Source organism: Streptomyces sp. NPDC003032 (genome assembly GCF_053591415.1).
The window spans coordinates 286219-305225 of sequence record NZ_JBSFTT010000002.1 but is presented as its reverse complement, the minus strand read 5'-3'; the positions used below and the strand labels follow the sequence as shown (position 1 = coordinate 305225).

Here is a 19007-nt window from a genome sequence, read left to right as displayed (position 1 = left end):
CACGCGAAGCTAATCGGAATACCCGACAGCCTCTGTCTTCTTTTCCTGGGTGATCTCCTTCAGTTCGCCGTCCAGGAGCAGCCACCGCGTGATGCCGATGGACTCCAGGAACGGCAGGTCGTGACTGGCCACGATCAGCGCGCCCTCGTACGACTCCAGGGCCGTCGACAGCTGCTTCACGCTCGCCATGTCGAGGTTGTTCGTCGGCTCGTCGAGCATGAGCAGCCGCGGCGCGGGCTCGGCCAGGAGCAGCGCCGCGAGCGCCGCCCGGAACCGCTCGCCGCCCGAGAGGGTCGCCGCTCGCTGATCGGCCTTGGCCCCCTTGAACAGGAAGCGGGCCAGGCGCGCCCGGACGCGGTTGTTGGTCGCGTCAGGGGCGTACGACGCCACGTTCTCGGCGACGGTCAGCTCGTCGTCGAGCACGTCGAGGCGCTGCGGCAGAAAGCGCAGCGGTACGTGCGCCCGCGCCTCGCCGAAGACCGCGTCCAGCTCCCCGGCGATGGTGCGCAGCAGCGTCGTCTTGCCCGCGCCGTTGCGTCCGATCAGCGCGATCCGCTCGGGGCCGCGCAGCTCGAACTCGCCCCGCACACGGGCGCCGTAGCGCAGTTCGAGACCGCTCAGAGTGAGGACGGTGAGCCCCGGGTGGACCAGGGTGTGCGGCAGGTCGACGCGGATCTCGTCGTCGTCCCGCACCGCCTCCACGGCGTCGTCGAGGCGCTCCTTGGCCTCGGCGAGCTTCTCCTCGTGCAGGATGCGGTGCTTGCCCGCCGACTCCTGGGCGGCGCGCTTGCGGGCGCCCGTCAAGATCTTCGGCTGGCTCCTGCTGTCCTGGATCTTCTGGCCGTACCGCTTGCGGCGGGCCAACTTGACCTGCGCGTCGGCCAGGTCGCGCTTCTGCCTCTTCAGGTCGGACTCGGCGACGCGCACCATGCGCTCCGCCGCCTCCTGCTCGGTGGCGAGGGCTTCCTCGTACGCGCTGAAGTTGCCGCCGTACCAACTGACCCCGCCCTCGCGCAGATCGGCGATCTGGTCGACGAGGTCGAGGAGTTCGCGGTCGTGGCTGACCACGACGAGAACTCCGGTCCACGCCTCGACGGCCGCGTACAGGCGCCGACGGGCGTACAGATCGAGGTTGTTGGTCGGTTCGTCGAGCAGCAGGACGTCGGGCCGGCGCAGAAGCAGCGCGGCCAGGCGCAGCAGCACCGACTCGCCGCCCGAGACCTCGCCCGTGGTGCGATCGAGGCCGATGTGGCCGAGCCCGAGCTGGTCGAGGGTGGCGCGGGCGCGTTCCTCGACGTCCCAGTCGTCGCCGACGGCCGCGAAGTGCTCCTCGCGCACGTCGCCCGCCTCGATGGCGTGCAGCGCGGCGCGGGTCGCGGCGATGCCGAGCACCTCGTCGACGCGCAGCCCGGTGTCGAGGGTGACGTTCTGCGGCAGATGGCCGACCTCGCCGGTGACCTTGACGGCGCCCTCGGTGGGTGTCAGCTCACCGGCGATCAGCTTCAACAGCGTTGACTTCCCTGAGCCGTTGACGCCGATGAGTCCGGTCCTGCCGGGTCCGAAGGCCACCTGGAGGCCGTCGAAGACGCCCGTTCCGTCGGGCCAGGCGAAGGCGAGCGACGTGCAGGTGATGGAGGTGGGGAAAGTAGACATACGGGCCTCGCGGTCGCGTGGTGTGGAGCGCGGTCAGGGGCAACGCGTTCGAGACACCGCGGCGGGGCGAGGCCGGTAATGAGAGAAGGCCTGTGCCGGGGGACGGGACGGCTCGTATGCCGAGGTCGCACGCGGCGTACACGGCAGCGAAAGCTGCGTGACGCGGTGTCTCATGACCTCAGACGAGCAACGTCCTTCTCCTGTCGACGGCAACAGAACCGTTGTACACGGTAGGAAGCCCCGAATCCTCTGTCAACGTTTTATCGCGGCGCCGCCGCTCGGCGCGGCGGGCGGGACCGGCCGCTCGAAGAAGGTCTCCAGGGCCACCGTCGCCTGCGTGCCGCTCACGCCGTCGATCGCGTACAGCCTGCGCAGCACGTCCTGCAGCTGCTCCGTCGTCGCGGCGCGCACTTTCACCAGCACCGCGGCGCTGCCCGCGATGACATGCGCCTCCTGGATCTCCGGGATCGCCGCGAAGGCCTCGGCCGAATCTCCCATCCAGGCCGTCGATTCGACCATCACGAAGGCCAGTACGCCGCGGCCGAGCGCCGCCGGGTCCACGTCGACGGTGGTGCGCCGGATGACGCCCCGCTCGCGCAGCTTGCGCACCCGTTCGTGGGCGGCGCCCGCGGAGAGACCGACCTCCTTGCCGAGCGCGGCATACGCGGTGGTCGCGTCCTGCTGGAGGACCGCGATCAACTTGCGGTCGATGTCGTCCACGTCATGCACCATCCCCATGGCATGACCATATACGGTTCTGACATAGTCCACCGTGACTGTATGAGATTCAGTCAGCGAGCGCCTGGGGGTAGGCATGTCCGGCACCGACGACACCACGCTGTATGAGATTCTGGACGACCGGTTCCGCACCGGTCGGTGCGCCAACGGCGACGACCGCCTGGAGAAGCTGTACGGCGGCTGCCGCTGGGCCGAGGGACCCCTCTACCTCCCCGCCTGGCGCCAGCTGATCTGGAGCGACATCCCCAACGACCGGCTGCTGCGCTGGGACGAGACGACCGGAGCGGTCTCCGTCTTCCGCTCCCCGGCCGGGCACATCAACGGCAACACGCTCGACCGCGAGGGCCGGCTGATCAGCTGCGAGCAGGGCAACCGCCGGGTCACCCGCACCGAGCCCGACGGCAGGATCACCGTGCTGGCCGACCGCTACGACGGCAAGCGGCTCAACAGCCCGAACGACGCGGTCGTACGCTCCGACGGCTCGGTGTGGTTCTCCGACCCCGACTTCGGGATCACCAGCGACTACGAGGGCTTCCGCGCCGAGCCCGAGATCGACGGCCTCAACGTCTACCGGATCGACCCGGACACGGGTCAGGTGCGCCTGGTCGCGGACTGTTTCGGGGCCCCGAACGGGCTCGTCTTCTCGCCCGACGAGCGGCAGTTGTACGTCTCGGACACGCGGGACGGCGTCATCCGCGTCTTCGACGTCCGCGACGACGGGACGCTCTCCGACGGGGAGGTCTTCGCCAGGACCACGGACGGCGTCAGCCACTTCGACAACCTCCGCTTCGACGACGGGGGCCGGCTGTGGGCGGCGGCCATCCAGGGCGGGGTGCACTGCTACGACCCGGACGGGACGCTCATCGGCCGCCTCAACATCCCGGAGCCGGTCTCGAACATCGCCTTCGGCGGCCCCAAGAACAACCGCCTGTTCATCACCGCGTCGACCTCGCTCTACTCGGTGGTCATGGCGGTCACCGGGCTGCCGCGGGTGCGGCGCTGACGCGCGGGCACCGAGCCGGTCGATGAGGCGGCCCGCGCCGCTATCGTTCAGTGGTACCGGCTCACCGCTCACCGGAGGCGACCGCCTATCGCTCCCTGAAGGGCATGAGAGGAGGCGCCGTGCACCACAGCACGCTGTCCCTGCCCGCGAGGCTCTTCCTGCTGGCGTGGAACACGGACCGGGGCAAGTTCACCGGGGGCCCCGACCTCCACCTCGCGATCCGCGCCGGGGCCCTGGCCGAACTCGCCCAGCGCGGCCTGCTCGTCGAGACGGGCGGCGGTGTCGTCATGCCCGTCGTCGGCGCCCGCACCGGGGACACCGTGCTGGACGCCCTCGTCGACCTGGTCGAGCGGTCGAAGCCGCGCAAGTGGCGCGGCTGGATGACGTACCGCTCCCGGGACACGCTCGCCGCGGTCCGCGACCAGCTGACCGCCCACGGCTATCTGCGCATGGAGCGCAGACGCATCCTTGGTCTCTTCCCGTCCCGGACCTGGGAACTGGAACGCGTCGGATACGCCGAGACGCTCCACGCGGAGGCGCTGGCCGCGCTGCGCGGCGACCGGCCGGTCACGGAGGTGGCGCCGAGCGACGCGGCGCTGGTCGTATGCGCGGCCACCGGCAAGACGCGCACGCTCGTCAGCGGCAAGGACCGCAGGCGGCACAAGGACCGGCTCGCGGAGCTGACCGACCGCGGCGGCAGCGCCTCGCCGGAGCTGCGGACGCTGATGCGCAACCTCCGCAAGGCACATGCCTCGGCGGTCGCCTCCGCCGAGATGGCGCGCTCGTCGGGCGGCGGCGACGGAGGCGGCGGGGACTGAGGCGGTGGGGAACGAGGGCTGCTGTTCAAGGTGGTCGGCGGCTGAGGGAGGCCCGGTGGGGCGGGCGCTCACCGACGTATGTCAGCGCCTCAGCACGCGTCCCGCATCAGCTCCACCAGGTCCTGGTCCAGGTCGACGTGGCGGTGCTCCTGGCCGACCGGCACCAGCGCCGTCGTGCGGTGCAGGAAGCCGCGCAGCTCCCCGGTGCGGATGTGGACGATCGCCGTCCCCTCGGGCGCGTGGAACTCCACGACCGTGCGGTCGAAGCCGTACGGTCGCACGCGCACGTCGCCGTCGCCCACCGCGCGCTCCACGCCGACGGTGAGCAGCTCGCGGGCGAAGGTCCAGCAGACCTCGACGCCCTCCAGGGTCGCGGGGGCGGGGAAGCTCATCCGCACGGCGAAGGGGTCCCGCCGGTCGTAGTGGAGTGTTGCGGGGATGGTCGGCATCCGCGGCGCGGCGGCGACCAGGCGGGCCTCTACGGCTTGCTCGATGACGGTGGACAACGCCTGCTCCCTCACTGACTGCTGGACGACTGGGGTCGGCACTTGAATAGACGACGGAATGACGGAATCCGTGCACACGCCGGGTGGGTGAGACCGAGTGACCTCTGTCACCGCGACACCGTGGAGGCGCCCGCGGTTCCCGGCCCCCGTCGTGTGGGGGGCGCCTTCAGGCCATCTGGACGGGGCCCGGCGCGTCGGCTAGCTTCGCCCGCCATGAGGGCCATGGGGAAGTCGAAGTCGATGAGGCGCGCGATGCTGGCGGGACTCTGCGGGGCGGCGCTCGCCGGGGCCGTTCTCGCGGCGCCCGCGACCGTGAGCGCGGCGCACGCGACCGCACGGCCGGACGGGCAGGACCGCACCCCCGGCAGGGGTCCGGGCTGGCAGCTCAAGGACAGCGGCACCGACGCGCGCTTCCGCGGCCTCGCCGCCGTCAGCCGGCGCACGGCCTGGGTGGCCGGGTCCAAGGGAACGGTGCTGCGTACGTCGGACGGAGGCAGTACCTGGCGCGATGTGTCCCCACCGGTCCCACCGGGCGGCGCCGCTCTCGAACTGCGCGACGTGGAGTCCTTTGACGGCCGGCGCGCGGTGGTCCTCGCCATCGGCGAGGGCGAGGCGTCGCGGGTCCTGCGCACCGACGACGGCGGCGCGACCTGGACGGAGTCCTTCCGTAACACCGACGCGAAGGCGTTCTACGACTGCATGACCTTCTTCGACCGCCGCCACGGCCTGGCGGTGAGCGATCCGGTCGACGGCAGGTACCGCATCCTGTCCACCGCCGACGGGGGCCGCTCCTGGAAGGTCCTGCCGAGCACCGGCATGCCGGCCGCGCAGGAGGGCGAGGCCGCCTTCGCGGCGAGCGGCCAGTGTCTGGTGGCCTCGGGGCCGCGCGACGTGTGGCTGGCCACCGGCGGGGCTTCCCGCGCGCGTGTCCTGCACTCCGCCGACCGGGGCCTGACCTGGACGGCCACCGACGCGCCGATCCCGGCGGGCGACCCGGCGCGCGGGGTCTTCGGCCTCGCCTTCCGCGACCGTACGCACGGCATCGCGGTCGGCGGCGACTACCGCCCCGACCAGACCTCACCGAAGGCGGCGGCTCTCACCCGGAACGGCGGGCGCACGTGGACGACGGCCGGGCAGCCGCCGCCCGCCTACCGCTCGGGCGTCACGTGGTTGCCGCACAGCCGCGCCACGGCCCTCGCGGTCGGCCCGACGGGCACCGACGTCACGTCGGACGGCGGCCGGAGCTGGCGGACGGTCGACCCGGGGTCGTACGACACCGTGGACTGCGCCGAGGACCGGGGCTGCTGGGCGTCCGGTGAGAAGGGGCGGATCGCCCGCCTGGAGGCTGACCCCGGTCGGCCGGGCCTCGGTCGGCCGGGCCTCCGCTAGGCGGGCAGCTGCTCGCGGTACGGGGCGAGCGCCGGCGCCGTCTTCGTCGCGATGAACTCGGTGACGCGGTACGCGCAGACCCCGGCCAGCACGAACGGGTCCGCGGCGGTGATCTCCTCGATCCGCGCGCGGTCGTCCGCGACCGCGAGGATCACGCCGCCGTCACGCGGGTTCTTGCGCCCGGAGGCGATGAACACCCCGGCCTCGTACTGCTCGTCGAGCCAGGCCACGTGCGCCGCCAGTTGCTCGTCGACGGCGGAGAGGGGTGCGGTATAGGTCAATTCGAGGATGAACATGATCGTGAGGCTACCCGGGGCGTCCGGCGGTGGCGCCCGGCGTCCGCACCATGAACACGTCCACCGGGTCCTCGTCCTCCACCGTGAACCCGTGCCGCTCGTAAAGACGCCGGGCGGCGCTGCCCCGCAGCACGTCCAGACGGACGGTCACGCCCTCGGCGTCGGTCCGCTCCAGCAGCGAGCGCAGGACCGCGGAACCGAGGCCCCGCCCCTGGGACCCCGGCGCCAGATAGAAGTGTTCGAGCCACCGCCCGCCCTCGGCGGGCCGCAGGGTGACGCATCCGATGAAGGCGTCGCCCGTCTCGATCACCGAGGTGTGCTCGGCGGAGAAGGAGTCCCGCAGCCGCTGCCGCACCCGGTGCGGATCGAACCGGCCGAGCCGCTCCAGATCCGGTCGCATCACCGTCGCCCGCAGCTCGGCGATGGGCTCCATGTCCGCGGTCGTCGCGGAACGCAGTGTCCAGCTCATGATCGTCCGACTCATGATCGAAGTATCGCTCGTGGCCTGACACTGTCGTTCGCGCGACGCTACGTGCGCGCGACGCTAGTCCGTCACGTCGATCCGGCCGTTCACAGGGGCGGGAGCCGCGGCCGGGGCGGGGGCCGACGTCTTGCCGCCGGTGAGGCCCTTGAGCAGCTCGGCGAGGTCGACTCCCGTGGTGGAGCTGAGGAGTTCGACGCCCTGGGCGACGTTGTCGGCGACCGTGCGGGACAGCTGGCTCGCCCCGTCCGTGGAGATGACCGTCATCTTGTCCACCGCGCTGAGCGGCTCGGACGCCTTGGCGACCACGCTCGGCAGGACCTCGACGACCATCTGAAGGACCGCCGCGTCGCCGTACCGCGCGAACGCCTCGGCCTTCTTGTGCATGGCCTGAGCCTCGGCGGCGCCCTTCGCGCCGATCGCGGCGGCCTCGGCCTCGCCCTCCAGACGTACGGCGTCGGCGAGCGCGGCACGGTGCGCCTTCTCGCCCTCACCGGTGAGGCGGGCCCGCTCGGCGTCGGCCTCGGCCTGCTTGACCAGGCCGATCCTGCGGGCCTCCGCCTCCTGCTCGGCCTGGTAGCGGGCGGCGTCGGCGGGCTTGCGGACCTTGGTGTCCAACTCGCGGTCGGTCAGGGCGGCCTGGTGCTGGGCGACCTTCTCCTGCTCGGACAGGACGTCCTGCTGCCGTGCGGCCTCGGCGAGCGGACCCGCGGCGGCGGCGCGCGCCGCGGCCTCGTCCGTCTCGGCCTTGATCTCGGCCTGCTTGAGCGCGAACGTCCGCTGGGCGATCGCGATCTCCTCCTCGGCCTTCAGACGGGCCTGCTCGGCGGCGCGGCGCGCCACGGCCTCGGCGATGTCCGCCTCCTGCTTGGCGCGGGCGGCCTCGGGGCGCCCGAGGTCCTCCAGGTAGGAGCCCTCGGTGGTGATGTCCTGGATCTGGAAGGCGTCCAGGACCAGGCCCTGCCCGGAGAGGCTGGCCTCGGCCTCCTCGGCGACCTGCCCGGCGAACGCGGCGCGGTCCCGGATGATGTCCTCCACCGACATCCGCCCCACGATGGAGCGCAGCGCTCCGGAGAGCACCTCCTGGGTGAAGCCGACGATGCCGTCCTGCTGCATGAGGAAGCGCTGCGCGGCGGCACGGATGGAGTCCTCGGTGCCGCCCACCTTCACGATGGCGACGCCTTCGAGGTTGGCCTTCACACCGCGCAGCGTGACGGCGCCGCGCACCGCGATCGGGATGTGCCGCGAGGACAGGTCGAGGGTGAACTTCTGCTGCACGAACGGCACGACGAACACGCCGCCGCCGACCACGACCTTCTGGCCGCTGTTGTCGGTCATGACGCGGCCCGTGTCCGGATCGGTGGACCTCTTGCCGCGCCGCCCGGTCACGATGAACGCCTCGCTGGGCCCGGCGACCTTGTAGCGGGTGATGACGACGAGCGCCAACAGGACGAGGAGTACGACGACTCCGATGACGGCGGTCAGGACTGGACTCATAGTGCTTTCCCCCCTGCCACCCGGGGACGGCAGATCGGTTACAGGATGGTGGTCGGTCGCGGAGCCGCGCGGGTCAGCGCTCCACGGGCCGTACCGCGACCGAGGTCGGCGTAAGGGCCGCGTCGACCCAGATCTCGGTGCCCCGCGCCACGGCGGCGGAGCTGCGCGCCGCGAACTTCACGGGCTGGCCCGCGAGGCGCAGCAGCACCTCGCCGTAGCCGTCGGCCGGGATCGCGGTCACGACGGAGCCCGCCGTACCGACGAGGTCGTCGCCGCGCGGCGTGGGCGCGCTCTGGTCGCGCATCAGGGCGCGGGTCAGCTTCAAGGTGAGCCAGCCCGCTCCGGCCCCGGCGCAGGCGCCCGCGACAGTGGCGGGGCCCGCGCCGAGACCAGTCGTGCCGAGCACGATCGCTCCGCCGAAGCCGAGCATCGACACGAACCCGGCGACGACCGGCAGTGAAAGGAGCCCGTCGAAGAGCCCGTCCAGCACGCCCGCTCCCCCGAAGAGCCCTTCGAGCACTCCGTCGAGGACGAGCGAGAGCACCAGCAGCACGATCCCCGCGATGCCGAGAACCAGAAAGACCGTCATCGGATCACTTCCCCCGTCATGCCGTTCACCTCGGTACGGAGAGATCATGACATGCCGATACGAGTACTCACATTGCCTGCTTCCGGCAGTCTTTACGCGTTCTTGATGCCGGTCGGCTCCGCGCGCCCCCAACTAGGCTGGCCCGCACGATGATCAGCTACCCACTGCCCTCCGACTGGCCCACCGACGAGAAGGCCGCGCGCGCCGTCCAGGACAGGCTGCGCGCCCGCGTCGTCCTCGACGAACCGGGCCCGCCGCCCGGCACCGGACACGTGACGGGGGTGGACGTCGCGTACGACGACGAGCGGGACGTCGTCGCGGCGGCCGTCGTCGTGCTGGACGCGGCGACGCTGGACGTGATCGAGGAGGCGACGGCGGTCGGCACCGTGGCGTTCCCCTACGTGCCGGGCCTGCTGGCCTTCCGGGAGATCCCCACCGTGCTCACCGCGCTCTCCCGCCTCACGGCCGACCCGGGCCTGGTCGTCTGCGACGGCTACGGCGTCGCGCACCCGCGCCGCTTCGGCCTCGCGAGCCACCTTGGCGTCCTGACGGGACTGGCGACGATGGGCGTCGCGAAGAACCCCTTCACCTTCGCGTACGAGGCTCCGGCCGCGCCGCGGGGGAGCGCGTCGCCCCTGCTGGACGGCGCGGAGGAGGTGGGCAGGGCGCTGCGCACCCGCGAGGGCGTGAAACCGGTCTTCGTCTCGGCGGGCCACCGGGTGACGCTGCCCAACGCGTGCGAGCACGCGCTGCGCCTCACTCCCCGCTACCGCCTCCCGGAATCCACGCGGCGCGCGGACGCGCTGTGCCGGGCCGCCCTGCGGGAGGCGGCCGGATGCAGGGCGTGAAGCAGGCGGATAAAGCGCGTACAGCGGCCGGGTGAAGTCCGTGAAGCGGCCCGGTGAAAGGTCAGAAGAGGAGCGGGTTAGCATATGAGCGCCGCCTAGCTCGAAAGAGAAACCTGTGACTGTCAACGACGACTCGTTCACCAACTGGAAGAACCGCGAGGAGATCGCGGAGTCGATGATCCCGCTCATCGGGAAGCTGCACCGCGAGCGGGACGTGACGGTCCTGCTGCACAGCCGCTCCCTGGTGAACAAGTCGGTGGTCAGCATCCTCAAGACCCACCGCTTCGCCCGGCAGATCGCCGGCGAGGAGCTGTCGGTCACCGAGACGCTGCCCTTCCTGCAGGCTCTCACCACGCTCGACCTCGGCCCGTCGCAGATCGACCTCGGCATGCTCGCCGCGACGTACAAGAGCGACGACCGCGGTCTGTCGGTGGCCGAGTTCACCGCCGAGGCCGTCGCCGGCGCCACCGGCGCCAACAAGATCGAGCGCCGCGACGGCCGTGACGTCGTCCTCTACGGCTTCGGCCGCATAGGCCGCCTCGTCGCCCGCCTGCTCATCGAGAAGGCAGGCTCCGGCAACGGCCTGCGACTGCGCGCCATCGTCGTACGCGGGGGAGGGGAGCGGGCCGTCGAGGACATCGTCAAGCGGGCCTCGCTGCTGCGCCGCGACTCCATCCACGGCCAGTTTCAGGGCACCATCACCGTCGACGAGGCGAACAGCACGATCGTCGCCAACGGCAACGAGATCAAGGTGATCTACGCGAACGACCCCTCGGAGGTCGACTACACCGCGTACGGCATCAAGGACGCCATCCTCATCGACAACACCGGCAAGTGGCGCGACCGCGAGGGCCTCTCCAAGCACCTGCGCCCCGGCGTCGACAAGGTCGTCCTGACCGCCCCGGGCAAGGGCGACGTGCCCAACATCGTGCACGGCGTCAACCACGACATGATCAAGCCGGACGAGCGGATCCTGTCCTGCGCCTCCTGCACCACCAACGCGATCGTCCCGCCGCTGAAGGCGATGGCGGACGAGTACGGCGTGCTGCGCGGCCACGTGGAGACCATCCACTCGTTCACCAACGACCAGAACCTCCTGGACAACTACCACAAGGCCGACCGCCGCGGCCGCTCTGCGCCGCTCAACATGGTGATCACCGAGACCGGTGCGGCCTCCGCCGTCGCCAAGGCGCTGCCCGACCTCAAGGCGCCCATCACCGGCAGCTCGATCCGTGTCCCGGTGCCGGATGTCTCGATCGCGATCCTCAGCCTCACGCTCGGCCGCGAGGCCACCCGCGAGGAGGTCCTCGACTACCTCCGCAATGTGTCGCTGACCTCGCCGCTCAAGCGCCAGATCGACTTCACCAGCGCGCCCGACGCGGTCTCGAACGACTTCATCGGCTCGCGCCACGCCTCGATCGTCGACGCCGGCGCGACCAAGGTCGACGGCGACAACGCGATCCTCTACCTCTGGTACGACAACGAGTTCGGCTACTCGTGCCAGGTCATCCGCGTTGTCCAGTACGTCTCCGGGGTCGAGTACCCGACGTACCCCGTACCGGTCGCCTGATCCACGCCGGGTGCCCCGCCCCACGCGGGCTGGGCACCCGACGGGCTCGCCCTAGCGCACCGCCGCGACCCGGAAGGTGAGCCCCGCGGCGTTCAGCCGTGCCAGCAGCGCGTCGCCCATCGCCACGGCCGTGGTGACCTGCCCCGAGGACGGCGGCAGGGTGTCCAGGGCGAGGCACAGCGCCGACTCGGCCAGCATCTTCGCCGTCTCGTCGTACCCGGGGTCGCCGCCCGAGACCTCGGTGAAGACGCGCTTGCCGCCGCCCTCGCCGACGAACCGCACCGAGAACCACGTCTCGGCCCGCCGCTCCTGGCTCGGCCCCTCACCGGGCTTGAGCCGACCGGACAGCCACCGGCGCACGGGCGGCAGTTGAGCCGCCGCCACCAGACCGCCCAGGGCGACCGGGCCCCCGATGGCCATCGGCAGCGTCTTCACGGCCGCGTAGTGCCGGTAGCGGAAGTCCGGCCCGTACCGCTCAAGGGCCCGCGCCGAGCGCTGCACCACCTGCGGGTCGATCGTCGGCAGCGGCAGCGCCCAGGCGCCGACCTCGCCCGCGTACCTCGGCGCACTCGGCGGGGCGTACGCCTTGCGGCCCGTCGGGCGGGGCTCGTGGCGCCGTCGTTCCTTCGCGGCGGCCAGCATCTGCGGGCCCCGGCCCAGCTGGTTGAGCGCGGAGGCGAAGGTGCCGCCGGAGAACTGCCCGTTGGACCGCACGAACCCGTCGACCCGCAGCGGCACGCCTTCCGGCAGCTGGCCCACCGTGAAGTACGCCCCCAGGTCGTGCGGGATCGAGTCGAAGCCGCAGGAGTGCACGAGCCGCGCACCGGTCTCCCGCGCGCGGGCGTCGTGCCGCACATACATGAGGTCGACGAACTCCGGCTCACCCGTCAGGTCCACGTAGTCCGTGCCCGCCTCCGCGCACGCGCCGACCAGCTCCTGCCCGTACGTCAGGTAGGGGCCGACGGTCGTGGCGACCACGCGCGCGTGGGCGGCCATCTCCCGCAGGGAGGCCGGGTCCGCCACATCGGCACGCACCACCGGCAGTTCGGCGCAGGCCGGGTCGAGGGAGGCCAGGCGCTCGCGCAGCCGCTCCAGCTTTGCGGTGTCGCGCCCCGCGATGGCCCACCGCAGCCCCTCGGGCGCGTGCGCCGCGAGATACTCCGCGGTGAGCACCCCCACGAAGCCGGTCGCTCCGAAGAGCACGATGTCGTACGCGCGATCCCTCTTCGCGCCGATGTCGGTGTTGCCGTCGCTCTCGCTGTGCTGACTGGTCATGGCACCTCTCCGCCGTGCGCCCCGTGCGGTCGTTGGGTGGCCGAGGCTAGCGTGCGCCGCCAGGAGCCGGGCCGACACCCCGACGCCGCCCGCACCCCCGGAGCGGACCGCACCGCAGACACGCGCTGACCAGTACGGAATCCATGCGTCCAGGCCAGGTGCCGCGAGGCCGCGAGCCCCCGGGGGCCCAAGATTGGCTAAGCGCTTGCTCGCCAGGGGCTTGTGCGCAGTGGAACACGTTCTTAGCATCACTGGTGTTACATCAATTGTGTCATAGCGCTGGGGGCTCAATGGCAGTGCCAGGCAAGGGCTTTGAAGGCCCGCTCGCCGGGGTGCGCGTGGTGGAGCTGGCGGGCATCGGGCCCGGCCCGTTCGCGGCCATGCTCCTGGCGGATCTCGGTGCCGACGTCGTACGCGTGGACCGCCCGGGCGGCGGCGGCCTCGCGGTCGACCCGGCGTACGACGTCACCAACCGCAACAAGCGCTCCGTGGTCATCGACCTGAAGGCCGCCGACGGCGCGGCACACGTCCTCGACCTGGCCGAGCGCGCCGACATCCTCATCGAGGGCTACCGGCCCGGCGTGGCCGAGCGCCTCGGCGTCGGCCCCGAGACCTGCCACGCGCGCAATCCGCGGCTCGTCTACGGCCGGATGACCGGCTGGGGCCAGGAGGGGCCGCTCGCGCAGACCGCCGGGCACGACATCGCGTACATCGCGATCACCGGCACCCTCGGCATGATCGGCAACGACGGGGAGCCGCCCGCGATCCCCGCGAACCTCGTCGGCGACTACGCGGGCGGCTCGCTCTATCTCGTCGTCGGCATCCTCGCCGCGCTCACCCACGCGCGCGTGCACGGCGAGGGGCAGGTCGTGGACGCCGCGATCGTCGACGGCGCGGCGCACCTCTCCGCGATGATCCACGGCATGCTCGCGGCCGGCGGCTGGCAGGACCGCCGCGGCGCCAACCTCCTCGACGGCGGCTGCCCCTTCTACGGCACCTACGAGACCTCCGATGGCGGCTACATGGCCGTGGGCTCCCTGGAGCAGCAGTTCTACGACGAGTTCATCGCGCTGCTCGGCCTCGCCGAGGTGGCCCCGGCCCGCAAGGACCTGACCCGCTGGGGCGAGCTGCGCGAGGCCGTCGCCGCCCGCTTCAAGGAACGTACGCGCGAGGAGTGGACGGCCGTCTTCGAGGGCTCCGACGCCTGCGTGGCCCCGGTGCTGTCCCTGCGCGAGGCCCCCTCCCACCCGCACCTCGCCGCGCGCGGCACCTTCACCGACCACGGCGGCATCACCCAGCCCGCCCCCGCGCCCCGCTTCTCCGCGACGCCCACGCGCGTGCGCACCGGCCCCGCGCGGCCCGGCGCCGACACCGCCGAGGTGGCCCGGGACTGGGACGTGCCGGCCCTCGCACGAGAGCCGAAGCCATGCTGACCACGACATGTTGACGGCGACATGTTGACCGCAACCGCCACGGGCCGGCCCCTCCAGGGGCTCCAGGGGCTCCAGGAGGCCATGTACAGATGAAACGGCATCTCTTCTCCGCCGAGCACGACGCGTTCCGCGAGACCGTGCGCACCTTCCTCGCCAAGGAGGTGCTCCCGCACTACGAGCAGTGGGAGAAGGACGGCATCGTCTCCCGTGAGGCCTGGCTCGCGGCCGGGAGGCAGGGGCTGCTCGGGCTCGCCGTCCCGGAGGAGTACGGCGGGGGCGGGAACGCCGACTTCCGCTACTCCGCGGTCCTCGCCGAGGAGTTCACGCGCGCGGGCGCCGCCGGACTCGCGATCGGCCTGCACAACGACATCATCGGCCCCTACCTGACCTCGCTCGCCACCGAGGAGCAGAAGCGCCGGTGGCTGCCCGGCTTCTGCACCGGCGAGACCATCACGGCCATCGCGATGACCGAGCCCGGCGCGGGCTCCGACCTCCAGGGCGTCCGCACCGGCGCCGAGGACCGGGGCGACCACTGGGTCCTCAACGGCTCCAAGACGTTCATCTCGAACGGCATCCTCGCCGACCTCGTCATCGTCGTCGCCAAGACGTCCCCCGAGGGCGGCGCGCACGGCCTGTCCCTGCTGGTCGTCGAGCGCGGCATGGCGGGCTTCGAGCGAGGCCGCAACCTCGACAAGATCGGCCAGAAGGCCCAGGACACCGCCGAGCTGTTCTTCAACGACGTACGCGTCCCGAAGGAGAACCTCCTCGGCGAGCTGAACGGCGCCTTCGTCCACCTGATGACGAACCTCGCGCAGGAGCGCATGGGCATCGCCGTCGCGGGGATCGCCGCCGCCGAGCACCTCCTGGACATCACCACGACGTACGTCAAGGAGCGCGAGGCCTTCGGGCGGCCCCTGGCCAAGCTCCAGCACATCCGCTTCGAGATCGCGGAGATGGCCACCGAGTGCGCCGTCACCCGCGCCTTCCTCGACCGGTGCATCGTCGACCACGCGGACGGCGAACTCGACGCCGTCCACGCGTCGATGGCGAAGTGGTGGGCCACCGAACTGCAGAAGCGCGTCGCCGACCGCTGTCTGCAACTGCACGGCGGCTACGGCTACATGACGGAGTACCGCGTCGCGAAGGCCTTCACCGACGGACGCATCCAGACCATCTACGGCGGCACGACCGAGATCATGAAGGAGATCATCGGCCGTTCCGTCCTCGGCTGAGCCGCGGCCGCGGCCTCGTAGGCCCGTAGGCCCGTAGGCCCGTAGGCCCGTAGACCCACCCCATCCCGGACACCCCCGAAAGGCACTCGCGTGACCACCGAAGCGTACGTATACGACGCGATCCGCACCCCGCGCGGACGCGGCAAGGCCAGTGGCGCCCTGCACGGCACCAAGCCGATCGACCTCGTCGTCGGCCTGATCCACGAGATCCAGGCCCGCTTCCCCGGCCTGGACCCGGCGGCCATCGACGACATCGTCCTCGGTGTGGTCGGCCCCGTCGGAGACCAGGGTTCCGACATCGCACGGATCGCCGCCATCGCCGCGGGACTGCCCGACACGGTCGCCGGTGTCCAGGAGAACCGCTTCTGCGCCTCGGGTCTCGAAGCGGTCAACCTGGCGGCGATGAAGGTCCGCTCGGGCTGGGAGGACCTGGTGCTCGCGGGCGGCGTCGAGTCGATGTCGCGGGTGCCGATGGCCTCCGACGGCGGCGCATGGTTCGCCGACCCCATGACCAACTTCGAGACCGGCTTCGCGCCGCAGGGCATCGGCGCCGACCTGATCGCCACCATCGAGGGCTTCTCGCGGCGCGACGTCGACGAGTACGCGGCGCTCTCCCAGGAGCGCGCCGCCGCGGCCTGGAAGGACGGCCGCTTCGGGAAGTCCGTCGTACCGGTCAAGGACCGCAACGGCCTGGTCGTCCTCGACCACGACGAGCACATGCGCCCCGGCACCACCGCCGACTCCCTCGCCAAGCTGAAGCCGTCCTTCAAGGACATCGGCGACCTGGGCGGCTTCGACGCGGTCGCGCTGCAGAAGTACCACTGGATCGAGCAGATCGACCACGTCCACCACGCGGGCAACTCCTCCGGCATCGTCGACGGCGCCTCGCTGGTCGCCGTCGGCACCAAGGAGGTCGGCGAGCGCTACGGCCTCACCCCGCGCGCGCGGATCGTCTCCGCGGCCGTCTCCGGCTCCGAACCGCTGATCATGCTGACCGGGCCGGCGCCCGCGACCCGCAAGGCGCTCGCCAAGGCCGGGCTCACCATCGACGACATCGACCTCGTCGAGATCAACGAGGCGTTCGCCGCCGTCGTGCTGCGCTTCGTCAAGGACATGGGCCTGTCCCTGGACAAGGTCAACGTCAACGGCGGGGCGATCGCGCTCGGGCACCCGCTGGGTGCGACCGGTGCGATGATCCTCGGCACGCTTGTCGACGAGTTGGAGCGGCAGGACCTCCGGTACGGCCTGGCCACCTTGTGTGTGGGCGGGGGGATGGGCATCGCCACGATCGTCGAGCGGCTGTAGGGGGCCGCGCCGTAGGGGTGTGGGGTGCGTCGCCGACCGCGCGTGCGTCGTGGTTGCCCGCGCAGTTCCCCGCGCCCCTGAGGCACGCGGCTCCGCCGCGCCTCATGAGCCACCCTCCCCAGATTCCGCCCCCGCCCGCCAACGGCAGACCTCACGGAGACACGGACATGACCGAAAGCACGACCATCCGCTGGGAACAGGACGACACCGGCGTCGTCACGCTCGTCCTCGACGACCCGAACCAGTCCGCGAACACCATGAACCAGGCGTTCAAGGACTCCATCGCGGCGATCGCCGACCGCGCCGAGGCCGCCGTCGCGGCCGACAAGGACGCGATCCGCGGGTTCGTCTACACCTCCGCCAAGAAGACCTTCTTCGCGGGCGGCGACCTGAAGGACATGATCAAGGTCGGCCCCGAGAACGCCCAGCAGGCGTTCGAGACGGGGAACGCCATCAAGAACTCGCTGCGCCGCATCGAGACCCTCGGCAAGCCCGTCGTCGCCGCCATCAACGGCGCGGCCCTCGGCGGCGGCTACGAGATCGCCCTCGCCTCCCACCACCGCATCGCCCTGGACGCCCCCGGCTCCAAGATCGGCCTGCCGGAGGTCACCCTCGGCCTGCTGCCCGCGGGCGGCGGCGTCACCCGCACCGTCCGTCTCATGGGCATCACGGACGCGCTCCTGAAGGTCCTCCTCCAGGGCACCCAGTACAACCCGAAGCGCGCCCTGGAGAACGGCCTCGTCCACGAAGTGGCCGCCACCCACGAGGAGATGACCGAGAAGGCCCGCGCCTTCATCGACGCCAACCCCGAGTCGCAGCAGCCCTGGGACAAGCCGGGCTACCGCATCCCGGGCGGCACCCCCGCCAACCCGAAGTTCGCGGCGAACCTGCCCGCGTTCCCCGCCAACCTCAAGAAGCAGACGGCAGGCGCCCCCTACCCCGCCCCGCGCAACATCCTCGCCGCGGCCGTCGAGGGCTCCCAGGTCGACTTCGAGACCGCGCTGACCATCGAGGCCCGGTACTTCACCGAGCTGGTCACCGGCCAGGTCGCCAAGAACATGATCCAGGCGTTCTTCTTCGACCTCCAGGCGGTCAACTCCGGAGCGAACCGCCCCAAGGGCTTCGAGCCGAAGACCGTCCGCAAGGTCGCCGTGCTCGGCGCCGGCATGATGGGCGCGGGCATCGCCTACTCGTGCGCCCGAGCGGGCATCGAGGTCGTCCTGAAGGACGTCTCGGCGGAGGCCGCCGCCAAGGGCAAGGGCTACTCCGAGAAGCTCTGCGCCAAGGCGGTCCAGCGGGGGCGTACGACCCAGGAGAAGGCGGACGCGCTGCTCGCCCGCATCACGCCCACCGCGGACCCGCAGGCCCTCGCGGGCTGCGACGCCGTGATCGAGGCGGTCTTCGAGGACACCGCGCTCAAGCACAAGGTGTTCCAGGAGATCCAGGATGTCGTCGAGCCGGACGCGCTGCTCTGCTCCAACACCTCCACCCTGCCGATCACCACGCTCGCGGAGGGTGTCACCAGGCCGGTCGACTTCATCGGCCTGCACTTCTTCTCGCCCGTCGACAAGATGCCGCTCGTCGAGATCATCAAGGGCGAGCGGACCGGCGACGAGGCGCTGGCCCGCGCCTTCGACCTCGTACGCCAGATCAGCAAGACGCCCATCGTCGTCAACGACTCGCGCGGCTTCTTCACCTCCCGCGTCATCGGGCACTTCATCAACGAAGGCGTCGCGATGGTCGGCGAGGGCATCGAGCCGGCCTCCGTCGAGCAGGCGGCGGCGCAGGCGGGCTACCCGGCGAAGGTCCTGTCCCTGATGGACGAGCTGACGCTGACGCTGCCCCGCAAGATCCGCGACGAGACCAGGCGCGCCGTCGAGGAGGCGGGCGGCAGCTGGGCGGGTCACCCGTCGGACACCGTCATCGACCGCATGGTCGACGAGTTCGAGCGGCCCGGCAGGAGCGGAGGAGCGGGCTTCTACGAGTACGTGGACGGCAAGCGCGCCCGTCTCTGGCCGGGCCTGCGCGAGCACTTCACCCGGCCCGGACACGAGATCCCGTTCAAGGACATGCAGGAGCGGATGCTCTTCTCCGAGGCGCTCGACACCGTGCGCCTGGTGGAGGAGGGCGTCCTGACGTCGGTCGCCGACGCCAACATCGGCTCCATCCTCGGCATCGGGTTCCCCGGCTGGACGGGTGGCGTGCTCCAGTACATCAACGGCTACGAAGGCGGCCTGCCCGGATTCGTGGCACGCGCGCGTGAGCTGGCCGAGCGCTACGGGGAGCGGTTCGCGCCGCCCGCGCTGCTGGTCGAGAAGGCGGAGAAGGGCGAGAAGTTCAGCGACGGCTGAGCCGCCCGGCGAACCCGGGGGAG

The 19007-nt window shown here is 71.5% G+C and carries 17 protein-coding genes; 9 read left to right on the top strand and 8 right to left on the bottom strand.

Features of this window, described 5'->3' with window-relative positions; translation table 11 throughout:
- Positions 1-9: 9 nt before the first annotated feature.
- Positions 10-1653, bottom strand: a complete 1644-nt coding sequence (locus ACWDZ7_RS03895) for an ABC-F family ATP-binding cassette domain-containing protein (protein WP_451794567.1) — start codon at positions 1651-1653, stop codon at positions 10-12.
- Positions 1654-1905: 252 nt separating this feature from the next.
- Positions 1906-2373: an Lrp/AsnC family transcriptional regulator gene (locus ACWDZ7_RS03890; RefSeq protein WP_451794776.1), complete on the bottom strand. Its 468-nt coding sequence runs from the start codon at positions 2371-2373 to the stop codon at positions 1906-1908.
- Between the two features lie 94 nt (positions 2374-2467).
- Between ACWDZ7_RS03890 and ACWDZ7_RS03885 the strand changes: the two genes are divergently transcribed.
- Positions 2468-3394 carry an SMP-30/gluconolactonase/LRE family protein gene (locus tag ACWDZ7_RS03885; RefSeq protein ID WP_451794566.1) on the top strand — a complete coding sequence of 309 codons (927 nt, stop codon included), beginning with the start codon at positions 2468-2470 and terminating at the stop codon, positions 3392-3394.
- A 119-nt stretch (positions 3395-3513) separates the two neighbouring features.
- Positions 3514-4212, top strand: coding sequence for a GOLPH3/VPS74 family protein (locus ACWDZ7_RS03880; RefSeq protein WP_451794565.1), 699 nt, complete (start codon positions 3514-3516; stop codon positions 4210-4212).
- Between the two features lie 89 nt (positions 4213-4301).
- On the opposite strand, the gene ACWDZ7_RS03875 is transcribed toward ACWDZ7_RS03880, so the two are convergent.
- A complete protein-coding gene (locus tag ACWDZ7_RS03875; RefSeq protein ID WP_451794563.1) occupies positions 4302-4718 on the bottom strand; it encodes an SsgA family sporulation/cell division regulator in 417 nt (138 codons plus the stop codon).
- 252 nt (positions 4719-4970) lie between these two features.
- Between ACWDZ7_RS03875 and ACWDZ7_RS03870 the strand changes: the two genes are divergently transcribed.
- Complete coding sequence (locus ACWDZ7_RS03870; RefSeq protein WP_451794774.1) at positions 4971-6107, top strand: WD40/YVTN/BNR-like repeat-containing protein; 1137 nt, start codon at positions 4971-4973, stop codon at positions 6105-6107.
- Here the strand turns inward: ACWDZ7_RS03870 and ACWDZ7_RS03865 are convergent.
- The 4 genes from ACWDZ7_RS03865 to ACWDZ7_RS03850 form a co-directional block, all read right to left on the bottom strand.
- The gene (locus ACWDZ7_RS03865; protein WP_451516032.1) at positions 6104-6403 is read right to left on the bottom strand and encodes a YciI family protein; all 300 of its coding nucleotides are present in this window, start codon (positions 6401-6403) and stop codon (positions 6104-6106) included. The two genes, ACWDZ7_RS03870 and ACWDZ7_RS03865, sit on opposite strands and share 4 nt — an antisense overlap.
- Positions 6404-6413: 10 nt before the next feature.
- Positions 6414-6887: an N-acetyltransferase family protein gene (locus ACWDZ7_RS03860; protein ID WP_451794562.1), complete on the bottom strand. Its 474-nt coding sequence runs from the start codon at positions 6885-6887 to the stop codon at positions 6414-6416.
- A 60-nt stretch (positions 6888-6947) separates the two neighbouring features.
- Positions 6948-8381 (bottom strand): flotillin family protein, encoded by a 1434-nt coding sequence (locus ACWDZ7_RS03855; RefSeq protein ID WP_451794561.1) that lies wholly within the window; start codon positions 8379-8381, stop codon positions 6948-6950.
- A 73-nt stretch (positions 8382-8454) separates the two neighbouring features.
- Complete coding sequence (locus tag ACWDZ7_RS03850) at positions 8455-8970, bottom strand: hypothetical protein (protein WP_451794560.1); 516 nt, start codon at positions 8968-8970, stop codon at positions 8455-8457.
- Between the two features lie 149 nt (positions 8971-9119).
- Between ACWDZ7_RS03850 and ACWDZ7_RS03845 the strand changes: the two genes are divergently transcribed.
- Entirely contained in the window at positions 9120-9818 is a 699-nt protein-coding gene (locus ACWDZ7_RS03845) for an endonuclease V (protein WP_451794559.1), read from the top strand.
- A gap of 115 nt (positions 9819-9933) precedes the next feature.
- The gene (locus tag ACWDZ7_RS03840) at positions 9934-11388 is read left to right on the top strand and encodes a glyceraldehyde-3-phosphate dehydrogenase (RefSeq protein ID WP_451794558.1); all 1455 of its coding nucleotides are present in this window, start codon (positions 9934-9936) and stop codon (positions 11386-11388) included.
- Between the two features lie 51 nt (positions 11389-11439).
- Here the strand turns inward: ACWDZ7_RS03840 and ACWDZ7_RS03835 are convergent, their stop codons facing one another.
- Complete coding sequence (locus ACWDZ7_RS03835) at positions 11440-12663, bottom strand: saccharopine dehydrogenase family protein (RefSeq protein WP_451794557.1); 1224 nt, start codon at positions 12661-12663, stop codon at positions 11440-11442.
- Positions 12664-12953: 290 nt separating this feature from the next.
- On the opposite strand from ACWDZ7_RS03835, the gene ACWDZ7_RS03830 reads away from it, so the two are divergent.
- The 4 genes from ACWDZ7_RS03830 (at position 12954) to ACWDZ7_RS03815 (ending at position 18984) form a co-directional block, all read left to right on the top strand.
- A complete protein-coding gene (locus ACWDZ7_RS03830; RefSeq protein ID WP_451794555.1) occupies positions 12954-14096 on the top strand; it encodes a CaiB/BaiF CoA transferase family protein in 1143 nt (380 codons plus the stop codon).
- 89 nt (positions 14097-14185) lie between these two features.
- Positions 14186-15328: an acyl-CoA dehydrogenase family protein gene (locus ACWDZ7_RS03825; RefSeq protein ID WP_451794553.1), complete on the top strand. Its 1143-nt coding sequence runs from the start codon at positions 14186-14188 to the stop codon at positions 15326-15328.
- A gap of 90 nt (positions 15329-15418) precedes the next feature.
- Entirely contained in the window at positions 15419-16633 is a 1215-nt protein-coding gene (locus ACWDZ7_RS03820) for an acetyl-CoA C-acetyltransferase (RefSeq protein ID WP_451794551.1), read from the top strand.
- Positions 16634-16800: 167 nt separating this feature from the next.
- Complete coding sequence (locus ACWDZ7_RS03815; RefSeq protein ID WP_451794549.1) at positions 16801-18984, top strand: 3-hydroxyacyl-CoA dehydrogenase NAD-binding domain-containing protein; 2184 nt, start codon at positions 16801-16803, stop codon at positions 18982-18984.
- Positions 18985-19007: the final 23 nt, after the last annotated feature.